General features: G+C 56.4%; 17 protein-coding genes, 1 tRNA gene, 1 pseudogene and 1 riboswitch. Of the genes and pseudogenes, 10 read left to right on the top strand and 9 right to left on the bottom strand.

Annotation, left to right across the window (positions count from 1 at the left end; all coding sequences use genetic code 11):
- Positions 1-4: 4 nt before the first annotated feature.
- The gene (locus WNE31_RS07615) at positions 5-3,100 is read right to left on the bottom strand and encodes a TrlF family AAA-like ATPase (protein ID WP_349979119.1); all 3,096 of its coding nucleotides are present in this window, start codon (positions 3,098-3,100) and stop codon (positions 5-7) included.
- Positions 3,101-3,602: 502 nt separating this feature from the next.
- On the opposite strand from WNE31_RS07615, the gene WNE31_RS07620 reads away from it, so the two are divergent.
- Complete coding sequence (locus WNE31_RS07620) at positions 3,603-3,899, top strand: hypothetical protein (protein WP_349979120.1); 297 nt, start codon at positions 3,603-3,605, stop codon at positions 3,897-3,899.
- A gap of 31 nt (positions 3,900-3,930) precedes the next feature.
- Positions 3,931-4,968 (top strand): annotated as a pseudogene (locus WNE31_RS07625) (recombinase family protein); the annotation flags it as partial.
- Positions 4,969-5,461: 493 nt separating this feature from the next.
- On the opposite strand, the gene WNE31_RS07630 reads toward WNE31_RS07625, so the two are convergent.
- From WNE31_RS07630 to WNE31_RS07640, 3 genes are all read right to left on the bottom strand, one after another.
- Positions 5,462-5,546: transfer RNA gene (locus tag WNE31_RS07630), tRNA-Leu, on the bottom strand.
- A 67-nt stretch (positions 5,547-5,613) separates the two neighbouring features.
- Positions 5,614-6,672 (bottom strand): Hint domain-containing protein, encoded by a 1,059-nt coding sequence (locus WNE31_RS07635; RefSeq protein WP_349979121.1) that lies wholly within the window; start codon positions 6,670-6,672, stop codon positions 5,614-5,616.
- 98 nt (positions 6,673-6,770) lie between these two features.
- Positions 6,771-8,393, bottom strand: a complete 1,623-nt coding sequence (locus WNE31_RS07640) for an NAD(P)H-hydrate dehydratase (protein WP_349979122.1) — start codon at positions 8,391-8,393, stop codon at positions 6,771-6,773.
- A 173-nt stretch (positions 8,394-8,566) separates the two neighbouring features.
- Between WNE31_RS07640 and WNE31_RS07645 the strand changes: the two genes are divergently transcribed.
- The 4 genes from WNE31_RS07645 (at position 8,567) to WNE31_RS07660 (ending at position 12,440) form a co-directional block, all read left to right on the top strand.
- Positions 8,567-8,905 (top strand): P-II family nitrogen regulator, encoded by a 339-nt coding sequence (locus tag WNE31_RS07645; RefSeq protein ID WP_138015648.1) that lies wholly within the window; start codon positions 8,567-8,569, stop codon positions 8,903-8,905.
- Positions 8,906-8,941: 36 nt separating this feature from the next.
- Positions 8,942-10,348 (top strand): type I glutamate--ammonia ligase, encoded by a 1,407-nt coding sequence (gene glnA / locus WNE31_RS07650; RefSeq protein ID WP_349979123.1) that lies wholly within the window; start codon positions 8,942-8,944, stop codon positions 10,346-10,348.
- Positions 10,349-10,539: 191 nt separating this feature from the next.
- A riboswitch (ZMP/ZTP riboswitch) is annotated at positions 10,540-10,623 on the top strand.
- 19 nt (positions 10,624-10,642) lie between these two features.
- The gene (locus WNE31_RS07655; RefSeq protein WP_349979124.1) at positions 10,643-11,818 is read left to right on the top strand and encodes an MFS transporter; all 1,176 of its coding nucleotides are present in this window, start codon (positions 10,643-10,645) and stop codon (positions 11,816-11,818) included.
- A 136-nt stretch (positions 11,819-11,954) separates the two neighbouring features.
- Complete coding sequence (locus WNE31_RS07660) at positions 11,955-12,440, top strand: flavodoxin family protein (protein ID WP_349979125.1); 486 nt, start codon at positions 11,955-11,957, stop codon at positions 12,438-12,440.
- Between the two features lie 42 nt (positions 12,441-12,482).
- Here WNE31_RS07660 and WNE31_RS07665 read toward each other — a convergent pair whose 3' ends face one another.
- Complete coding sequence (locus WNE31_RS07665) at positions 12,483-13,247, bottom strand: heme-dependent oxidative N-demethylase family protein (protein WP_349979126.1); 765 nt, start codon at positions 13,245-13,247, stop codon at positions 12,483-12,485.
- 124 nt (positions 13,248-13,371) lie between these two features.
- Here WNE31_RS07665 and dddP point away from each other — a divergent pair, with 124 nt between their 5' ends.
- Positions 13,372-14,715, top strand: coding sequence for a dimethylsulfonioproprionate lyase DddP (gene dddP / locus WNE31_RS07670; protein ID WP_349979127.1), 1,344 nt, complete (start codon positions 13,372-13,374; stop codon positions 14,713-14,715).
- Positions 14,716-14,724: 9 nt separating this feature from the next.
- Here the strand turns inward: dddP and WNE31_RS07675 are convergent, their stop codons facing one another.
- From WNE31_RS07675 to WNE31_RS07690, 4 genes are read right to left on the bottom strand one after another with little or no spacing between them, the layout of a single operon-like run.
- Complete coding sequence (locus WNE31_RS07675) at positions 14,725-15,258, bottom strand: NUDIX hydrolase (protein ID WP_349979128.1); 534 nt, start codon at positions 15,256-15,258, stop codon at positions 14,725-14,727.
- 44 nt (positions 15,259-15,302) lie between these two features.
- Positions 15,303-15,581: a hypothetical protein gene (locus tag WNE31_RS07680; protein WP_349979129.1), complete on the bottom strand. Its 279-nt coding sequence runs from the start codon at positions 15,579-15,581 to the stop codon at positions 15,303-15,305.
- A 12-nt stretch (positions 15,582-15,593) separates the two neighbouring features.
- Complete coding sequence (locus WNE31_RS07685; RefSeq protein ID WP_349979130.1) at positions 15,594-16,157, bottom strand: hypothetical protein; 564 nt, start codon at positions 16,155-16,157, stop codon at positions 15,594-15,596.
- Between the two features lie 53 nt (positions 16,158-16,210).
- The gene (locus tag WNE31_RS07690; protein WP_349979131.1) at positions 16,211-16,543 is read right to left on the bottom strand and encodes a hypothetical protein; all 333 of its coding nucleotides are present in this window, start codon (positions 16,541-16,543) and stop codon (positions 16,211-16,213) included.
- A 78-nt stretch (positions 16,544-16,621) separates the two neighbouring features.
- Here WNE31_RS07690 and purB point away from each other — a divergent pair, with 78 nt between their 5' ends.
- The 3 genes from purB (at position 16,622) to WNE31_RS07705 (ending at position 18,439) form a co-directional block, all read left to right on the top strand.
- On the top strand, positions 16,622-17,926 hold the full coding sequence (gene purB / locus WNE31_RS07695) for an adenylosuccinate lyase (protein WP_349979132.1): 1,305 nt from the start codon (positions 16,622-16,624) through the stop codon (positions 17,924-17,926).
- A gap of 156 nt (positions 17,927-18,082) precedes the next feature.
- Positions 18,083-18,253, top strand: a complete 171-nt coding sequence (locus WNE31_RS07700) for a hypothetical protein (protein WP_349979133.1) — start codon at positions 18,083-18,085, stop codon at positions 18,251-18,253.
- 15 nt (positions 18,254-18,268) lie between these two features.
- A complete protein-coding gene (locus WNE31_RS07705; protein WP_349979134.1) occupies positions 18,269-18,439 on the top strand; it encodes a hypothetical protein in 171 nt (56 codons plus the stop codon).
- Positions 18,440-18,536: the final 97 nt, after the last annotated feature.

The raw sequence follows: 18,536 nt of genomic DNA on the forward strand, positions 1-18,536 counted from the left end.
ACCGTCAATGATATTTGTTTCCCCTATTGTCGAAGGCTCGCTTGGTACCCTCCAAGACATTGACAACCTTTTCGTTGATTCCGGGGTCTTCAATGGCACCCGATGTATAGTGTATTTCGGGGCCACCCTTTCTACTGAATGTTGCGTGAATGATCTGCTCTGCATCGCAAACCACAGCTAAGTTTGGATTGTGTGTAACCATAAAAATCTGGCGGCTCTTTTTGGCTTCATCAAGGACTGGAACCAAGAGGCTTACGATTGTTTGGTTGTCCAAGTTCTCTTCAGGCTGGTCCAAAACAATGGGGTTTCGGCCTTTGTCCACCAGAAGGTAGAAAATAAGCAGCAAAGCTCCTCGCTGACCCGGTGACAAATGCTCGATTTGAGTTTCCTGAAACAAAAGAGTGTACTTCGGTTCGATGAAACGAAGTCCAAAAATGTGATCGTAAACATCTGAAACACTTCGATCCTTGCGCATAATAGGACCTAGGCCAAGAGACTTTTCATCGACGTTTCGGGCAGCGTCATCAAGCAGTTTGTCGAGGTTTTCAGAAAGTGTCACCGCATCAGTTTCCTTCCGCAATTCCACTGCCTCGAAAATTGTTCGCACGGCTTCCAAGCTTTTGTCTTCGCCCCTAAGTGGACCGCTATGTTGTTTAACCAGATCAAAAAGCTGTGACGAGAAGCGATCAATACCTGCTTCAAGTTTGGCTTGAAAGGTTAGTTGGTACTCCTCCTGAATGAGGACGTCGCTTTGAATTACTGATTGCAATGGAGCAAATAGCCCTTCCCGAATTTTCCGCTGCGCTTCCAACGACTTGAAAATGCTAGCCACCAGAAGCCGACGCTCTCCTTTCAGCTTGTTGCATCGCTCAGGAAGTTCCTTCAAGTAGTCTATTCGAGCAAGAATCCCATTCAGAGACTCGGGATCGTCACTGGAGCCTTCGATCTCTTCCAATTTGGCCTGCCAACCTCGAAGTGAAAGTAGGTAGCTCTGATACAGTTGCTGTGGTTCAGCCAGTTGTTTGGCCTTCTCCTGTCGCTCCTCAGAAAGACTCTGTGTTTCGTTCTGCAAATTTGCGCGCTCAGATGCGAATTGTTGGAGAAGCCTCTGATATTGCTTTTCTCTTTTTTCAACTTTGGACAATCTGACATCGAAGGAAACGAGATCGGTCGACGCAACTCTGATATTCGCCGCATCCATCTGACTTGTGGTTAGATATTCCTTGTATTGCTCCTCAAGCCTAGACACTTTCCTCCTCAAGTTTTCAGCAGATTGCTTTTTTGTCGTTACTTTCCTCTCTAACCCACGCAAGTCGGCTTCCCGTTGCGCCACCTGCTCGAGTCTCTCATCGATCGCAACAATACGATCCCTAATCTCAAGTTGTATGGGGGTAAGCTGCTCGGTCGGTTCTGCAACCTGTTTTGGCTTGCTCTCAACATGGGCTTCGCGTTGTTGCTTCACTAGCTTTAGCTGCTCGTCAACGTTTTTGATGGCGATAGGATTCAATTGGTTCTCAATGTTCGCGATGTCCTCGTTGAGTGCCGACATCGCCTTTCTTTGTTCAGCGAGATCTTTGCGAAACCCCTCTTCGAGTCTGTCAATAAGCTCTTCGAAATTTGAAGAGCCGGTGCGCTCCATCTGTGGAACGTGGGCAAAGATAACCGAGCGCAGTTCCTTCTCGAATTCATTAGACTTACCACTGACGTGGTCATTGCAAAGTGCCTCAAACCTCCCCTGTGGAATGTATCGCACCAGTTCGACAAGTTCTGGTTCAGGGTCATCAGAAAGGAGTTCCTTGCGACTATTGCCAGAAATCCATGTCAGTTCACCTTCAAAGAACTTTGCAGGTTCTCCAGATTTTCCTCTGAACCTGTCTTTCCGCAAAAATGAAAAGTACGCTTTCTGCTGCGACTGACCCAGCAAAGCAATGATATCTGCGAGCGCGCTCTTGCCACTTCCTTTGTTACCGATGATTGCGACTAGGTCGGGGTTTAGGACCAAATCACAGTTCGCGAGCCAATTGGGAGTTCCTGGAGGGGCCGTATTTTTTCGAACGGCTAAGCGATCTATATAGAAGGTCTTGTTCTCATCGATCCTTACCAGTTTGGCAGGGCTTTCACCAATGTACGAGCGATTTGCTGGCTCTTTTATTGCTTGATGCAGCCCTTCCCAAGTCGGGTTAGCCTTTATCCAAGTTTTCTTGCCAGACGGGAAGTCTCCGTAGCCGCGACTATCGTTCGAACCGCTTTTGCCAACGAAGCGGTGTGCATCACTACCGGAGACAGCAAGCCTAGCTTTTCCAGAAAGAGCATCTTGAAAGGCTCTAAACCATTTCTTGTTTCCTTCAGTTTCGACACCAGCAAAAGCAGCCCACTGATCGTATTTTCGCGCTTCGAAGATCGGTGGTAGCGTGAATAGGCTCATTGTGAACGCGTAGTGCTCGTTCCAATCAATTTTTTCCAAGCCGTCGCTTGTCGAAAATGGCATAAAGGCAAGAGCCATACCTTCAGCTACAGAATTTACGGCTTCTTCATAGGATTCACGTGTAATTTCTGCAATTTTGCTTCCGACCGCCAATGCCTTGCTTTCGCAGTTCGAAATCTCATTTTTGGAAGTGCCGAGTTTGGTAAGTTTGTCTTCGCCCGCTTTACGCGCGTAGTCCGCAATTGCGGCAGGTGACAAAGGCCTTCTGATGATTTCAAGTTTCAGCGTCGACAGGAAATCCCGAAGATGCTGATCATCAATCTTATCCGAAAACACGACATGTGCATTCAAGCGTACAGTTGTCGGTGTGCATATCCGAAGTTCAATTCCCGGGAACACTGTCTTCTTGAGTATTGGAGCACCGTCCTCCGCAAGCCGCTTTTGTAAACGAAACCACCCGTCGAAAGTCCAGTAATCCATGATTGCAAAAACTTCGGGTTCTGCGCTGTTCATAGCGTCGATCATGTCATCAACGAGACGCTTGTTTTCTTCTTCATCTTCGCCAAATTTGGCTCCTTCCCAATGAAAGGAAGCGGGTGTGTGAATGTGGAGATCCCATACTCTCCACTCTGAACCTCTGGGATAAGCAGCGATTGCGTCTTTCACTGAAGTCATTTCAAAAACCTTCTAAAATGGGTTGTGTGGACGTTGCCAGATTCAGCGGTAAGATGAAAGTTGTAATGGGAAATTTCGAGAAAGTTATAGTGTGGTGCGTCCAAAGAGAACTCCAGTCGGTCGTCTGTCAGCACCATGAAGATGCCCCTAAAGAGTGTTCTGCGTACCGAGGTGTTCGGCACGAATCGCTTACGAAACGACTGATCTTTTTCCAAAGTTGGTCTCACATGAAGCCTAGGCTGGTCTCCGACCAACCCGAATCCAACGATTCTCAAACTTTTTTTCATGTCACAGAAAATCACACGCGATGCTTGTTCGTCGAATTTCTTTCGTAGTTTCAGTCTTGGTTTGTGACGCAAAATGGCATGTCCGAAAATGCGTATTTTCGGACATTTAATTACGTAAAAACAAATGCTTGCCAAAACCACCTCCTTCGAACTTACGCTTAGGTGTCGCTGAGCAAAACGACGCGATCATCCACCAAAGCAAGGAGGGTTCGAATTTGAAAATAGACAAAGAAAACACTCAGGCCAAAACACCAAAACGGGTCAGAAACAGGGAGCAAGTGTCCCGCCTTCGAAGCGTCGAAATCGATGTTGACGCCTACCAAAGCCTTCTTGACCAAACCGGCCTAACAGGCGAGCAGCGCGCCGAGTTTCTGGAAGCGATGTGGTCCATTATCGTGGCGTTTATTGATCTCGGCTTCGAAGTTCATCCTGTTCAGCAATCCATCGGAAAAACCGAACCAAGACCGCATCTGATGAGAATCGCGAACGAGTTTGTTCGTGATGCAGCCTGAACGCCCATTCAAACTAGAAAGGAAATTTTCAATGCTCACTGATCTGAAATCTATAACCGCCAGACTATGCTTCATTTACTGCCGCGCCTCCTCCGCCAAGCAAACAAGCGATGGTGCCGGACTATCCAGTCAAGAACGTAGCTGCCGTGAGTACGCTGAACGGCAAGGTTATGAGGTCGTTGAAGTCTTTACAGACGTCATATCGGGCAAGTTCTCTGAACGGCCCGGGATGAACGACCTTCTACAACACCTGCGAAGCGTGAATGGCGCCGACTATGTTGTTGTAGTGGATGACATCACGCGGTTTGCCCGGGACGTTTCAACCCATACTGAATTGCGAGAGAAGATCATGTCTTGTGGCGCAAAGATTGAGAGTCCCAAGCAAAAGTTTGGGGAAGACGCAGGCTCTCGTTTCATTGAGACCATCTTTGCAGCGATTGCGGAGCACGATCGGTTGAAAAACGCCGAACAGTGCAAGAGCAGAACGATTGCTCGGCTGCAAAACGGCTTTAACGTGTTCAAGGCTCCTCGGGGCTACAAGTATGTAAAAGCCCCCGGCGGCGGTAAGATTATGGTTCCAGATGAGCCGGTCGCCTCAATTGTCACCGAAGCATTGAATGGCTTCGCATCTGAGCGTTTTCAAACCCAAGCGGAGGTCAAACGGTTCCTCGATTCCAAACCCGAGTATCCGAAGGACTACAGGGGTACAGAAGTGCGCTTTGACGGCGTAACCAAACTACTAAAACACGTTTTGTACGCTGGATATCTTGAGAAGAAGGAGTGGGGTGTCGCCCTCACCAAGGCTCAGCATGAACCGCTGATCTCATACGACACGTATTTGATCATCCAAGACAGGCTCAATGCAAAGAGCGTTGCCCCGGCTCGCAAGGATATCGACAAGGACTTTCCGCTTCGCGGTTTCTTGGTCTGTGAAGCGTGTGGGCGGAGGCTTACATCGGCTTGGTCAAGGAGCCATACCGGGAAGAAATATCCGTACTATCTGTGCCAGCAACGAGGTTGCCCACTTAAGGGAAAGTCTATTGCCCGGGATAAGGTTGAGGATCAGTTTGATGAACTATTGAGATCGGTAATTCCAGATCGAACCACATTCGAACTCGCAGACCGTATGTTTCGCGACGCGTGGGATAAGCGTTCAGGCACTGCCAAAGAGGAATCGAAAAGACTTCGAACCAAGTCGCGGCAGATTGAGCGGGAATTGTCGGCATTCGTTGAGCGAAGCGTTCAAACCAAGAACGCTGCAGTGATCGAAGCCATCGACAACAAATTAGCCGAGCTACAGTCAGAAAAGGTAAAGATTGACGAGGTAGCAGCCAAAACGGCTTGCCCCGCCCGCACATTTGACGAGATGTTCGAACTCGCCATGAGATTTCTCTCAAGTCCCTACGATATATGGGAAAAAGGCGACTTGGCATCCAAGCGAACAGTGCTTCGGCTGGTTTTTTCTCAGCCACTCGCGCTCAGCTTGAAAGAGGGTATTCGAACCCCAAAAACCACCTTTCCGTTCAAGGTGTTACGGTTTCTGTCCAGCTCCGATTGCAAAATGGTGCGGGTGGAGGGACTTGAACCCCCACGCCTCGCGGCGCCAGAACCTAAATCTGGTGCGTCTACCAATTTCGCCACACCCGCACTGAGCCCGCTGTGTATTTCCGCGCTGCAAGGGTGTCAATCCGTGATTTTACGCGAGGAACCCGCGTCAGTTGCGCAAGAGCCCCGCCTCCCATCGACGGGCAATCGTGCGGGCGGGCGCGAGGGGGGTGGACCGCGTCAGATCAAGTTCGGGGAACAGCGACGCCAGCTCGGTTCGGCTGGCCTCGGGCAGGCTGCGCAACCCGTGCAGACCGGGGTTCAGGCTCTCGCTGGGCAGGCCGTCGGAGAACAGGATTTCGTGGCGGTCGAACTGCAGGTGAATATAGGTTGTGCCCGCGACAGCAGGGGCAAGAGTGACGGTCCGGTCATTGACCAGATGCACCGCCGCGACAAGCATTTCTGCTTCGCCGAACAAAAGCTCGGTGCGCCAGTCCTGCAGGAAAATCCGGTGCTGCTGGGACACCAGCATATCCCGGCAAGGGCGGCCTGGGCCAAAGGCATTCTTGCGGATTCGCACGGGGCGGAAACTGGCCTGTAAACGCATCCGCATCGGAGATACGGTGCAGGTGCCGATCCAGCGGATCGGTTGCGGGCCATGGTCCAGAGTTTCGACCAGATCGCCGACCTGCAAGGTTTCAACCGCCCGGTCTTTTTCAGGTGTGCGGATCTGCGTGCCCGGCGTGAAACAGGGCGGTGCGGCAATTTCGCCTTCGGGCACAGCCGACCCCCCGCTCGGACCTTCCCGCGCCGAAATGACATCCAGCGCGACACCGATGGGTGGAAACTCGTCCACAAAGGCCAACCCCTCGATGGTCCCGTATGACGGAGATGTCGTGGCAAAATTCACCGACAGAACGCGATAGGTCAGGCCGGTATTGGGGTCCCGCAGAGTAAATTCATACTCGGCCTCGATACGGGTGTTGTTGGAATAGGTGACCCCATCGAAACTCTGTGTTCCGTCGAGGCGCTGATTGCCGTCATTGTCGTCGAAATTGATATCCGAACCGCCGTCGCTGACGAAGATCTGCTCCCAGGCATTGTCGTTCAACGTAATCGTTTCGCCCACCAAATGGCTGCCGTCCCCCTGGGTGACGCCATCAAGCTGCTCTCCGCCAGACACGGAGATATAGGACTCGCCCAGAGCCCAGAAAGAATAATCCGCCATTGTTCTGGACCTGCCCGATCCGTTTTTGTTTCCCGAAATGATAGCTGCACACAGTCTGCCTTGCCAGCCCATTCTGGGTTAAGGGGAAAAACTGTGGCCTAGACACCCAGGGCGCGCAGCACGGCAGGCAACTGTTCGGGCAGGTCTTCTGCGATAAGTCCGGCTCCAAAGCTGCGGGCGCATTCCACATGCAACCAGGCGGCGGTTTCGGCGGCCTGCATGGGCGCAAGCCCCCGCGCCAAAAGCCCCGTGATGAGCCCCCCCAACACATCCCCCGCCCCGGCCGTAGCCAGCCAGGGGGCCGCGCGGTCATAAACAGCCGCATGGAGCGCACACCGGCCGTCCGGCGCAGCAATCACCGTGTCCGCGCCCTTGAACAGCACCACGCACCCTGCCCGTTTTGCCGCCTCGCGGGTGGCGTCGACCTTGGAATAGGCTGGCCCATAGGTCGGTGCGGCATCCAGTTTGGCAGCAATCTCGGGGAACAGGCGCTTGAACTCGCCCGCATGCGGCGTCAGCACGCAGCTGTCGTGCAAAATTTCGAAGAGCTCCTGGGGGTCATCGGCATAGGCCGTCAGTGCATCCGCATCCAACAGCACAGACCGCTTAGGGCGGGTTTGCACCCCACCACCCAAAGCGACTGGCACCAACTGCCGCGCCCGCTCCAACCCCAGGCCCGGCCCCAGGCACAAGGCGTTGATCCGCCCGTCTTGCAACACATGCGCGAAAGCCCCGGCATCGCCCAACTCGCACATCATCAGCGCCGTGATCTGCGCGGCAACCTCGGCTTGCGCGTCATGCGGCACACCCAGCGTCACCAGCCCCGCTCCAATCCGCAACGCGCCCCGCGCTGCCAAACGCGCAGCACCGGTTTTGCCTGCAGAACCAGACAGGATCAGAGCGTGGCCGTGACAGAATTTGTGGGACTGCGCCAATTTCCGCGACACATGGGGGCTGACCTCGCGGACGATCCCCGAGCCAAGACGCTGCGCCTCGGTTTGGGCCGAGAGCACATCGTCAAGACCAATCGAGGCGACGGCGGCATACCCCGAAAGGCCGCTCCCCTCGGCCAGCACATGCCCCAGCTTTTTGCGATGAAATGACACCGTCAAGTCCGCCGGCAACACCGCGCCCAGGGCACGCCCGCTATCCGCACACAGCCCCGACGGAATATCAATCGCGAGACCTTTCGTGCCATGCGTCCTGCACAGTTTTTTCGCGCGCCCCAAAATCGTGGCAAGCCCCCCCGTGATCGGGCGCCCCAGCCCTGTGCCAAATAGCGCATCCACCAACAAGGTCGCGCCGGAGACACGCTCCACCTGCTCCATGGTCAGAGCTTCCACCGCGCCCATCTCACACCAGCGGTCGAAATTCACACGCGCATCCGGCGGCAGTTTCCCGGCGTCCCCAAACAGGAACACATCCACCTCCCAGCCACGATCTTTCAGCAACCGCGCCACGACAAACCCGTCGCCGCCATTGTTGCCCGGTCCACACAGAACAACGGCCCTTTGCTTCACCTTCTCAGAAATACTCTGGGGGGAGTCCGAAGGACGGGGGGCAACGCCCCCCTCTCCACCCAACTCAGGCCACTCTTCGAAAATCGCTTTGACCACGCCCTGCCCGGCCCGTTCCATCAACTCCAGCCCCGTGACGTCGCCCGACTCGATAGCCGCCATTTCAATGGCGCGCATTTGGGCAGATGTGAGCAATTCGGTCATTTTCTGATCTCTCGCGATTCAATTTGGCGCGTTTTTCGCGCACATTGCCTAATTTTTAATCACCACCAACGGAATCCCCTGCCCCGTTGGCCCCGCGTCACCTTAGACAATTGTGACCCCTGCACGAAAGTGGTCTGTCAGGTTCCGACAACTCAGGTGAGGAGAATCCCGAGATGAAAAAAATCGAAGCGATCATCAAGCCGTTCAAGCTGGATGAAGTCAAAGAAGCCCTTCAAGACGCGGGTATCCAGGGCCTGAGCGTGATCGAAGTCAAAGGTTTCGGACGTCAGAAAGGCCACACGGAACTGTATCGCGGCGCGGAATATGTCGTGGACTTTCTGCCCAAGGTCAAAATCGAGGTCGTCCTTGATGACGATCAGGTTGACGGCGCGATCGAGGCGATCGTTGACGCCGCAAAAACCGACAAGATCGGCGACGGCAAGATTTTCGTCAGCCCTGTCGAGCAAGCCATCCGCATCCGGACCGGTGAATCCGGCTCGGACGCCCTGTAATCCACCCATTCTATCTGTAACAGAAGGAAATAGAGAATGAGCGCAGACGCAGTTCTCCAGCTGATCAAAGACGAAGATGCGGCCTATGTCGACATCCGCTTTACCGACACCCGCGGCAAGCTGCAGCACGTGACCGTTGACGTCGATCTGGTCGACGAAGACTTCCTTGAAGAAGGCTTCATGTTCGACGGCTCGTCGGTTGCCGGCTGGAAGTCGATCGAAGCCTCGGACATGAAACTGATCCCCGACACCACGTCGGCCTATGTGGATCCGTTCTATGCCGAGAAGACCATTGCGATCCACTGCTCGATCGTTGAGCCCGACACCGGCGAAGCCTACGAGCGCGACCCGCGCGGCACCGCCGAAAAAGCCGAAGCCTACCTCAAGGCATCGGGCATCGGTGACGTCGCCTATATGGGCCCCGAGGCCGAATTCTTCCTGTTCGACGACGTGCGTTTCGAGAACAAGATCAACAAGTTATCCTACGAAGTTGATGCAATCGACGCATCGTGGAACACCGACACTGAATATGAAATGGGCAACATGGGCCACCGCCCGGGCGTCAAGGGCGGCTACTTCCCGGTGAACCCCATCGACGATGCACAGGACATCCGTTCGGAAATGCTCTCGACCATGAAGCGTCTGGGCATGAAAACCGACAAGCACCACCACGAAGTGGCGTCCTGTCAGCACGAGCTGGGCCTGATCTTTGACTCGCTGACCAAACAGGCGGACGAGTTGCAGAAATACAAGTACGTCATCCACAACGTTGCCCAGTCCTACGGCAAATCGGCAACCTTCATGCCCAAGCCCATCTATGGGGACAACGGCACCGGCATGCACGTGAACATGTCGATCTACAAAGACGGCAAGCCGCTCTTTGCAGGCGACAAATACGCGGACCTGTCGCAGGAAGCTCTGTACTTCATCGGCGGTATCCTGAAGCACGCGAAAACGCTGAATGCCTTCACCAACCCGTCGACCAACAGCTACAAGCGTCTGATCCCGGGCTTTGAAGCCCCCGTTCTGCGTGCCTACTCGGCCCGCAACCGTTCGGGTTGTGTCCGTATTCCGTGGGCAGAATCGCCGAAAGCCAAGCGCGTCGAAGCCCGTTTCCCCGATCCGTCCGCGAACCCCTACCTGTGCTTCGCAGCCCTGCTGATGGCCGGCCTCGACGGCATCCAGAACAAGATTGATCCGGGCGAAGCCATGGACAAGAACCTGTACGATCTGCCGGCGGAAGAGCTGGAAGGCATCCCGACCGTCTGCGGCTCCTTGCGCGAAGCGCTGGAAGCCCTGGAAGCGGATCACGACTTCCTGCTGGCCGGTGACGTGTTCACCAAAGACCAGATCGAAGGTTATATCGGCCTGAAGATGGAAGAGGTTGAGCTTTACGAGCACACCCCGCACCCCGTCGAATTCGGAATGTACTACAGCTGCTAAGAATAGCAGTCCGGAAAACCGGGACAGTGACACAGAAGGGCGCCTTTCGAGGCGCCCTTTTTCTCTTTGGGGTAAAGCTCCAAGTCTGCTGGGCGGGTCTGAGTGAGCTTTGGTAGCAAGTGCTCCAATGTCCGCTGTCAACAGCTTGCGACGATTGCCGTTTGCGCCTGAATAGATCACATGATATTTTTAAGCAGCTACGCAACTGGCGAGAATTTGATGGACAACCATCGGGAAGCGTAGTCTTCAGTTGGCCGTTCGCCTGGGCACCCACCGTCAAATCAGGGTGTTCTAATGGTCAAAGCGAGATTTGCCTTATACCTACGTTACTGCGCTGGAAATAGCGTCGCTCTGACTTGCATTTGGATGCAACGGGTCGCTGTGCTTTGGCTCGCGTGGGAGCTATCCGAGTCAACCTTTTGGTCGAGTATTGTGCTTACCGCGCAGCTTGTTCCAACAGTCATCATTGGACCACTTTTTGGCGCAGTTGCCGACCGGGTCCGGGTCATCCCCGCGATGGTCACAGTTCAGCTTGTTCTGGCAGCCTTGACCACATCACTTGTCGCTCTTGCGCTCGCCGACCTCGTAACCGTTGGTGTTCTCATCGGTTTCGAATGTCTGATAGGGATAACTGTATCGGCTCATCAGCCGCTGCGTATGACCTTGGTACCTGCGCTTGTTCCCAAAACCTTACTGCCCAGAGCCATCGCCCTGGACTCGATGGTGTTTAACTTGACCCGTATGATTGGCCCGGCTCTGGCCGGGCTTCTCATTGTGATAATAGGTGTCCCGCCGGTTCTTCTCTTGGGCGCACTTGGAAATCTGGTGCTGGCAATGGTAATATGGTCTTTGAGGAACGACGTCTCGAAACCCTCAGCGTCCAGCGGCAATCTTCTCTCACAACTGCACAATGGCTGGACTGTCATCTGCGACAGCCACCGGGTCACGAAAGCTTTTATGCTTACCGGCGTGTTCGGAATGGGTGGGCGTGCAGCGATCGACCTGTTTCCACTTTTTGCCGCGACGACCTTTGGTCGGGAGGCAGATGGCGCTGGACTATTGCTTTCAGCCGCAGGGTTTGGGGCAGTCTGTGCCGCAGCGTTTATGGCCCTAAGCAAAAACCTTCCCAATCACATTGCTGAGTATCTTGGCATCACTGGCTTTGCCGCGCTTTTCCTCATGTCGCAAACCGAGAGTTGGTTGTTGGGATTGGCGTGTGCGGGAACCTTGGGCTGCGCAGCGTCCATCGTCGGCGTAGCCAATCAATCAAAGATCCAGTTGTCGATTCCTGATGGCTTTCACGGACGCGTCATGGGGCTTTGGGTGCTTGTCGGTCTGGGTTCGACGGCTCTGGGTACAGCCGCCTATGGAACGATCTCGGACCTCACCAACCTGCGCGATGCTAGCGCAATACTCTCAGTCATAGGTATACTGAGTATTGGAGCCATCTCTCTAAAGAACGGAGAATAGAAGCGAATTGGCAGGCCCCGTTTGACGACATTCCAACAACGTACAGCATTGGTCGTTCTGGGCTCAAACCAGCCCCTCGCCGCATGCGCATCTTGCGCCCCCTTTCTCATTCCAGCGCGGCTGCTATGCTGCATCCATGCCCACACTACTGATCATCTATCATTCCCGCACCGGTGGCAGCCGCCAGATGGCCGAAGCCGCTTTTGCGGCGGGAAAACCCGAGGGCGATGTGCGCCTGCTCAAGGCGGAAGAGGTTACGCCAGACGATCTTCTGGCCGCGAATGGCTATCTGTTCTGCGCGCCCGAAAACCTTGCCGCGCTGTCCGGCGTAATGAAAGAGATGTTTGACCGCTGTTATTACCCCGTGCTGGGACGGATCGAGGGGCGGCCCTATGCCCAGATGATCTGTGCCGGATCCGATGGCGAAAACGCGGCGCGGCAACTGGCCCGCATTGCGACGGGTTGGCGGCTGAAAGAGGTACAGCCTGCGCTGATCCTCTGCACCCATGCGCAAACCCCCGAGGAAATCCTGGCCAAAAAGACCCTGACCGAGGCTCAGCTTGCGCCCTGCCGCGACCTTGGACAGGCGCTGGCCGCCGGGCTTGCCCTTGGGGTGTTCTGAGCCGGAGATCTTTCTGGAAAAATCTTGCCCGTACAAAACACTCTAGAGAGTTTTGTCCCGTAGCACGTCTTCGCGAGCCACGACAAAGGTGTGGATCGAAAACACCACATAGCCCGTTTCCGGCAGGCGCAGGACCGATTGTTTTTCGCTGCGCAGATAGGGGCCGCTTTGCGATCCGGCGCCGATGCGGCGGGGTTCTTCCGCGCTGCGCGGCTGATGCAGCTCGGGATCCTGATACCACAGCGCGTTATAGCGCCAGAGAGGACGGCCGACGCGCACCCCGTCAAACAGGCGCTGCACGCGTTTGGCGATGTCCTGTGTATAATCCGCAACCGGAATGTGGATGCCGACAAGCGGTTGCAGGTATTTCTCGGACAGTTTCCAACTGGCGGGAAAACACAGAACCGCGCCCATCAGCACGTGTTCATCCCCCCGCTTGTCCAGAAGGCAGAAATCTTCCTGCGCGATCCGGCCCAGCGTGCCAAGCGGGTCGTCCTTCAGGATCGGAACCTGCCGCCCATCGGGACAAGTCACCACATCCCCTTCACGCCTGAATCCATTGTTTTCACGCGATAAAACCTGATCCAGAACGAGGTTCAGCAACTCCTGCGCCGCGGCCATGGACAACGGGTCAAGCGCCAGCACATCGTCGCGTTGTGTGGCCAAAAGCGCCTCGCGCCGCGCCATCTGGCCGGCATAGGCCTCGTCCACGATAATCCAGTCCGCCATGTCCAGCGGAGCAATCCCCGGCAGGCGTTTTTCTTCCAGAGCGTTGAAGGGAATGGCGGTTTGAAGGATCTTTGTCATGTCCTTTTCCTAACCGCCCGCGCCCACAAGCGCATTCAAAAAAGACCATTCCCGCGTCGGTTTCAGACAGGACGGGCCTGATTCTGCCTTTCAGGATGGCAGACAGGCCATTAGGGAGGCAGCCATGCGCGACTATCACCGAGATATCCGCAAGATCGACCCGACACGGGGGGATCGCACCGGAGACAACACCCCCAACGATCAGGACCGGATCGAGATCGGACCGACCCGTCTGGCGCTTGGGGAATGGGCCGAGGCGGGATTGCAGCTGCCCGACCTGCAGGCCATGCGCAAGTATCGCTGGGAACGGCTGACCCGGCATATCGTGGATCGCGATTATGCCGGCCTGTTGGTGTTTGACCCGCTCAACATCCGCTACGCAACCGACTCGACTAATATGCAGCTTTGGAACACGCATAACCCGTTCCGCGCGCTATTGCTTTGTGCCGACGGGTACATGGTGATCTGGGACTACAAGAATTCGCCCTTCCTCAGCCAGTTCAATCCGCTGGTGCGGGAACAGCGCGCGGGCGCGGACCTGTTCTATTTCGACCGTGGTGACAAGGTGGATGTGCAGGCGGACGTGTTTTCCAACGAAGTGCGCAAGCTGCTTGAAGAACACGCCCCCGGCAACAAGCGGCTGGCGGTCGACAAGATCATGATCCACGGGCTGCGCGCGTTAGAGGCGCAGGGGCTGGAGATCATGGAGGGCGAGGAACTGACCGAGAAATGCCGATCGGTCAAGGGGCCGGATGAGATTCTGGCGATGCGCTGTGCCAGCCATGCCTGTGAAACTGCCGTTTTCGCGATGGAACAGGCCGCCCGCGAAGGTGTACCGCGCGGCGACATGAGCGAGGACGACATCTGGGCGGTGCTGCATGCCGAAAACATCCGGCGCGGAGGTGAGTGGATCGAAACCCGCCTTCTGTCTTCCGGGCCGCGCACCAACCCGTGGTTTCAGGAATGCGGGCCGCGCATCGTGCAGAATAACGAGATGGTCAGTTTTGATACCGATCTTGTCGGCTCTTACGGGATTTGCATCGACATTTCGCGCAGTTGGTGGATCGGCGACCAGAAACCGCGCCCCGACATGATCTATGCCATGCAGCACGGGGTCGAACATATCATGACCAATATGGAGATGCTGAAACCCGGCGTGAACATCGAAGAGATCAGCCGAAACTGTCACAGGCTGGATGACCAGTTTCAGGCGCAGAAATACGGCTGCCTGATGCACGGGGTGGGCCTGTGCGATGAATGGCCGTTGATTGCCTATCCCGACAAGATGGTCGAGGGCGCGTTTGATTACGAGTTGGAACCGGGCATGGTGCTCTGTGTCGAGGCGCTGGTCAGCCCCGAGAACGGCGACTTTTCCATCAAGCTCGAGGATCAGGTGCTGATCACCGAGGACGGTTATGAAAACCTGACCACCTACCCGTTCGACCCGCGCCTGATGGGGGAAATGTAACCGGTTCGTCTAGGGCAGGAAACGTGCCAGACGGTCGCGCACCACCAGAACCGAGCGTGACCGGCTATAATCGTGAAGGCGCGCCAGCGGCACCCAGGCAAGTGCGTGGGATTCATCGGACACGGTGAAATCCGTGCTTTCGGCGCGGAACAGAAAGCGCACGTCATAATGCAGATGCGCCGCTTCGCGCGCGTTGGCGGGAATTTCGTGGATATCGACGTCGAACACCGCATCCGACACAAGATGCAGACGCGCAAGGCCGCTTTCCTCGCAAGCTTCCTTTTCGGCCACCGCCACCGCATCGCGCAGCCCATCGCAATGGCCACCAAGTTGCAGCCACAGGTCCAGCTTGGCGTGATGGGTCAGCAAGACCGATTGCATATCCGGCGACAGCACAAACGCCGAGCCCGTCACGTGACCAGTTTCCGGATTGCGATCAAAGGCTTGCGGTTCGCTCTTCACGAAAGCCGCAAGCCGGTCCCATGCGTCGGCATCCCGTGCCGTGTCGGGTGCATAGCGCCCAATGCCCTCGATCACGTCCATGGTGGCGCTGCCCTTCGCTCAGATCGCGGTCCGGTCTTTCCAGCCTAGCGTGGCCGTGGCGCCGGGCGATGGATCGGCGGTGCGGGCGCAATCGGGTGCACGGGACGCCCTGGAGGTTTGGCGATGGGCGGCACGGGCTTGGCCGGTGGGCGTCCATGCGACGGCGGGGGATAGGGCCGGTAATAATCGTTCCACATCATCGAGTCATAATAGACCCCAACCGAGGCCCCGCCATAAACGGACGCATCATCGCAGCTGGCCAGAAACAGGCTGGACGCGGTAAGTACGCCGATCGCCATGGCTGATTTTCGAAACTGTCTCATCCCTGCTCTCCCTTACCGCGCCGACCGGAAACTGTCATAGATTGCGTTCACATCGTCCAGAACGGCGGGATCGTGCCCGGCCTCAAGAACCGTGACGGAAAACGCCATCCGGGGGCCAGGAATGTCGATCAGCACCGCCGTGAAATGCACGGTCTTGCCATTGCGCCGGCCGGTTCCGGCGACGCGCATTGCCGGAAACCCTGCAATTCTGCGGCGTTCGCTGCTGGAGACCTCGGCATCCCTGACCAGATGCGGCCCGATCTCGGACATATAGGCAAGGCCCTGTTCGAAACTCGACACCTGGCGTGGCGCGATAAAGCCGACGAACACATCGTCCATGCCTTCCGGCGTCAACCCGATCAGGCGCGGCACCTCGCGGGGTGTGTCTTCTTGCGGGGCCTGAAGGTTGCGCGCGCCGCCGACACGCACATTCCAGAAATCGGGCACGTCCAGTTGAAACAGGGCCTTCCCCTGATCCTTGTAGATGACGGGCGTGCCGGACAGCGCCGGAAACGCCGCAAACAACGAGATCGCGGCGGCCATAACCCCCCGTGATATCGGCCTGAACAGGGTCATGAAAAATCCTCCTGATGAAACTGGGTCAACTGTAACGCTTTCACCGCGCCTGTCTACTCGACCCGCAGCACACCGTCGGTGATATCACCGCGCGTGCCAAGGAAACGCACCCTGCCCGCATCATGAAACACCTCGTAGCAGGCCCAACCGTCTGCGGGGGGCCATTGGCTGCAATAAAGATCGTCGCGAGCGTCCCAATACCCCCAACTCTCGCGTCCGGCATCATACAGCGTGCGCCCCGAGGGGCGGAAATCCTGCCATCCAGAGGCATAGTCCACCACCCTGCCCCGCAGCAGCGCCGAGATCTCGTCCGTGGTCAGTTTCTGCCAGCCGTCCGCCTGCACCGCGCTGGCCAGCGCCATCAAAAACAGGGCAATCCGTCCCACCCGACACCTCCTGCCTTGCTGTTCGAGCCCTTGCAGTTTAAACCGCGCGCAACTTCTTTTTCTACACAAGGCCGTGACATGATCCCTCGCTATGCCCGCAAAGAGATGACCGACATCTGGGAACCCGCCACCAAGTTCAAAATCTGGTACGAGATCGAGGCCCACGCCTGCGATGCGATGGCCGATCTGGGCGTGATCCCGCGGGAAAATGCCGACGCTGTCTGGAAAGCGAAAGACGTGGAATTTGACGTCGCCCGCATTGACGAGATCGAGGCCGTCACCAAACATGACGTCATCGCCTTCCTCACCCACCTGGCCGAACATGTCGGCAGCGAAGAGGCGCGTTTCGTGCATCAGGGCATGACCTCGTCGGACGTGCTCGACACTTGCCTGAACGTACAGCTGGTGCGCGCTGCCGATATCCTGCTGGGCGGCATGGACAAGGTGCTGGCCGCGCTGAAGAAACGCGCGCTTGAGCACAAAGACACCGTCCGCGTGGGCCGCAGCCACGGTATCCACGCCGAACCCACTACCATGGGCCTGACCTTTGCGCGCTTCTATGCAGAGATGGATCGCAACAAGAACCGTCTGGAAAAGGCTCGCTGGGAAGTGGCCACCGGCGCGATCTCGGGTGCTGTCGGAACCTTCGCCAATATCGACCCGGCGGTTGAAGAACACGTCTGTGAAAAACTGGGCCTGCGCCCGGAACCGATCAGCACGCAGGTGATCCCGCGTGACCGTCACGCGATGTTCTTTGCCACGCTGGGGGTGATTGCCTCGTCGATCGAAAACATTGCCGTGGAAATCCGCCACATGCAGCGCACCGAGGTGCTGGAAGGCGCGGAATTCTTCTCGATGGGTCAGAAGGGATCGTCGGCGATGCCGCACAAGAAAAACCCGGTGCTGACCGAGAACCTGACCGGTCTGGCACGTCTTGTGCGCATGACCGTGATCCCCGCGATGGAAAACGTGGCGTTGTGGCACGAGCGCGATATTTCGCATTCGTCCGTTGAACGCGGCATCGGCCCCGACGCCACCGTGACGCTGGACTTTGCCCTGCATCGTCTGGCGGGCGTGGTCGACAAGATGCTGATTTTCCCCGACAACATGCTGGACAACATGAACAAGTTCCCCGGCCTCGTGATGTCGCAGCGCGTGTTGCTGGCGCTTACCCAGGCCGGCGTGAGCCGCGAAGACGCCTATTCCATGGTGCAACGCAACGCACTAAAGGTTTGGGAAGAACGTCTGGATTTCCGCGAACTGCTGTTGGCCGATGACGAGGTCGTCGCGGCTCTCGGGGTCGAGGGCATCAACGAGAAATTCGACATGGGCTATCACACGAAACATGTCGACACGATCTTCAAGCGGGTGTTTGGCGAATAAGACCGCCCCCTGACAAAAACTTAGAAAGGCCGGTGCACCCTGCATCGGCCTTTTTTCATGGGGTGCGCTGACGGTTTTGTGAACGTGGTTCCCTCGCCCACTCGGTTGAAGACGCTATTTCCCAGCTCACAGAAGTTGTGCCTAAAGGAGACACCCGTGAAAAAGCTGACCGCAACCGTACTGCTGGCCACCCTGCCCGTTCTGGCTCAGGCCCAGCCCATCACCTCGCTGACCATCCATTCGGAAGAAAACCGCAAGCACTGCAATGACGGCTTCACCTGGAGCACGCTTGAAGGCGGTATGTGCCTCGCGGATAATGGCCGGTAACGGAAGGACAAACCCATGATCCGCACCCTGACACTGGCCGCTGCCTGCGCCATCGTGCCAGCCCTTGCCCTGGCGGGTGGGGCAAACACGAAAACCGGTATCGGTGAAAAAAACGGCCCGGAATGCGCACCGGGGTTCTATTATGACGAACGCGACAAGATGTGCATCGCCGCGAACTGGCTCTGACCGGCACGCAAACGTGAATGCGTGCCTGCCTAAAATCTGGTACTGAAACTTTATCGTTGATTTTCCGCGCTGCACACTTACATTCAACGCACGGAAT

Origin of the sequence: Shimia fortis (assembly GCF_040225985.1) — a bacterium.
Taxonomy (GTDB): domain Bacteria; phylum Pseudomonadota; class Alphaproteobacteria; order Rhodobacterales; family Rhodobacteraceae; genus Shimia.

Excerpts from the sequence above, each read along its gene's own strand:
- WNE31_RS07615 (WP_349979119.1), bottom strand. The coding sequence starts at position 3,100 with ATGACTTCAGTGAAAGACGCAATCGCTGCTTATCCCAGAGGTTCAGAG.
- WNE31_RS07635 (WP_349979121.1), bottom strand. The coding sequence starts at position 6,672 with ATGGCGGATTATTCTTTCTGGGCTCTGGGCGAGTCCTATATCTCCGTG.
- WNE31_RS07640 (WP_349979122.1), bottom strand. The coding sequence starts at position 8,393 with ATGACCGAATTGCTCACATCTGCCCAAATGCGCGCCATTGAAATGGCG.
- WNE31_RS07645 (WP_138015648.1), top strand. The coding sequence starts at position 8,567 with ATGAAAAAAATCGAAGCGATCATCAAGCCGTTCAAGCTGGATGAAGTC.
- glnA (WP_349979123.1), top strand. The coding sequence starts at position 8,942 with ATGAGCGCAGACGCAGTTCTCCAGCTGATCAAAGACGAAGATGCGGCC.
- WNE31_RS07655 (WP_349979124.1), top strand. The coding sequence starts at position 10,643 with ATGGTCAAAGCGAGATTTGCCTTATACCTACGTTACTGCGCTGGAAAT.
- WNE31_RS07660 (WP_349979125.1), top strand. The coding sequence starts at position 11,955 with ATGCCCACACTACTGATCATCTATCATTCCCGCACCGGTGGCAGCCGC.
- WNE31_RS07665 (WP_349979126.1), bottom strand. The coding sequence starts at position 13,247 with ATGACAAAGATCCTTCAAACCGCCATTCCCTTCAACGCTCTGGAAGAA.
- dddP (WP_349979127.1), top strand. The coding sequence starts at position 13,372 with ATGCGCGACTATCACCGAGATATCCGCAAGATCGACCCGACACGGGGG.
- WNE31_RS07675 (WP_349979128.1), bottom strand. The coding sequence starts at position 15,258 with ATGGACGTGATCGAGGGCATTGGGCGCTATGCACCCGACACGGCACGG.
- WNE31_RS07680 (WP_349979129.1), bottom strand. The coding sequence starts at position 15,581 with ATGAGACAGTTTCGAAAATCAGCCATGGCGATCGGCGTACTTACCGCG.
- WNE31_RS07685 (WP_349979130.1), bottom strand. The coding sequence starts at position 16,157 with ATGACCCTGTTCAGGCCGATATCACGGGGGGTTATGGCCGCCGCGATC.
- purB (WP_349979132.1), top strand. The coding sequence starts at position 16,622 with ATGATCCCTCGCTATGCCCGCAAAGAGATGACCGACATCTGGGAACCC.
- WNE31_RS07705 (WP_349979134.1), top strand. The coding sequence starts at position 18,269 with ATGATCCGCACCCTGACACTGGCCGCTGCCTGCGCCATCGTGCCAGCC.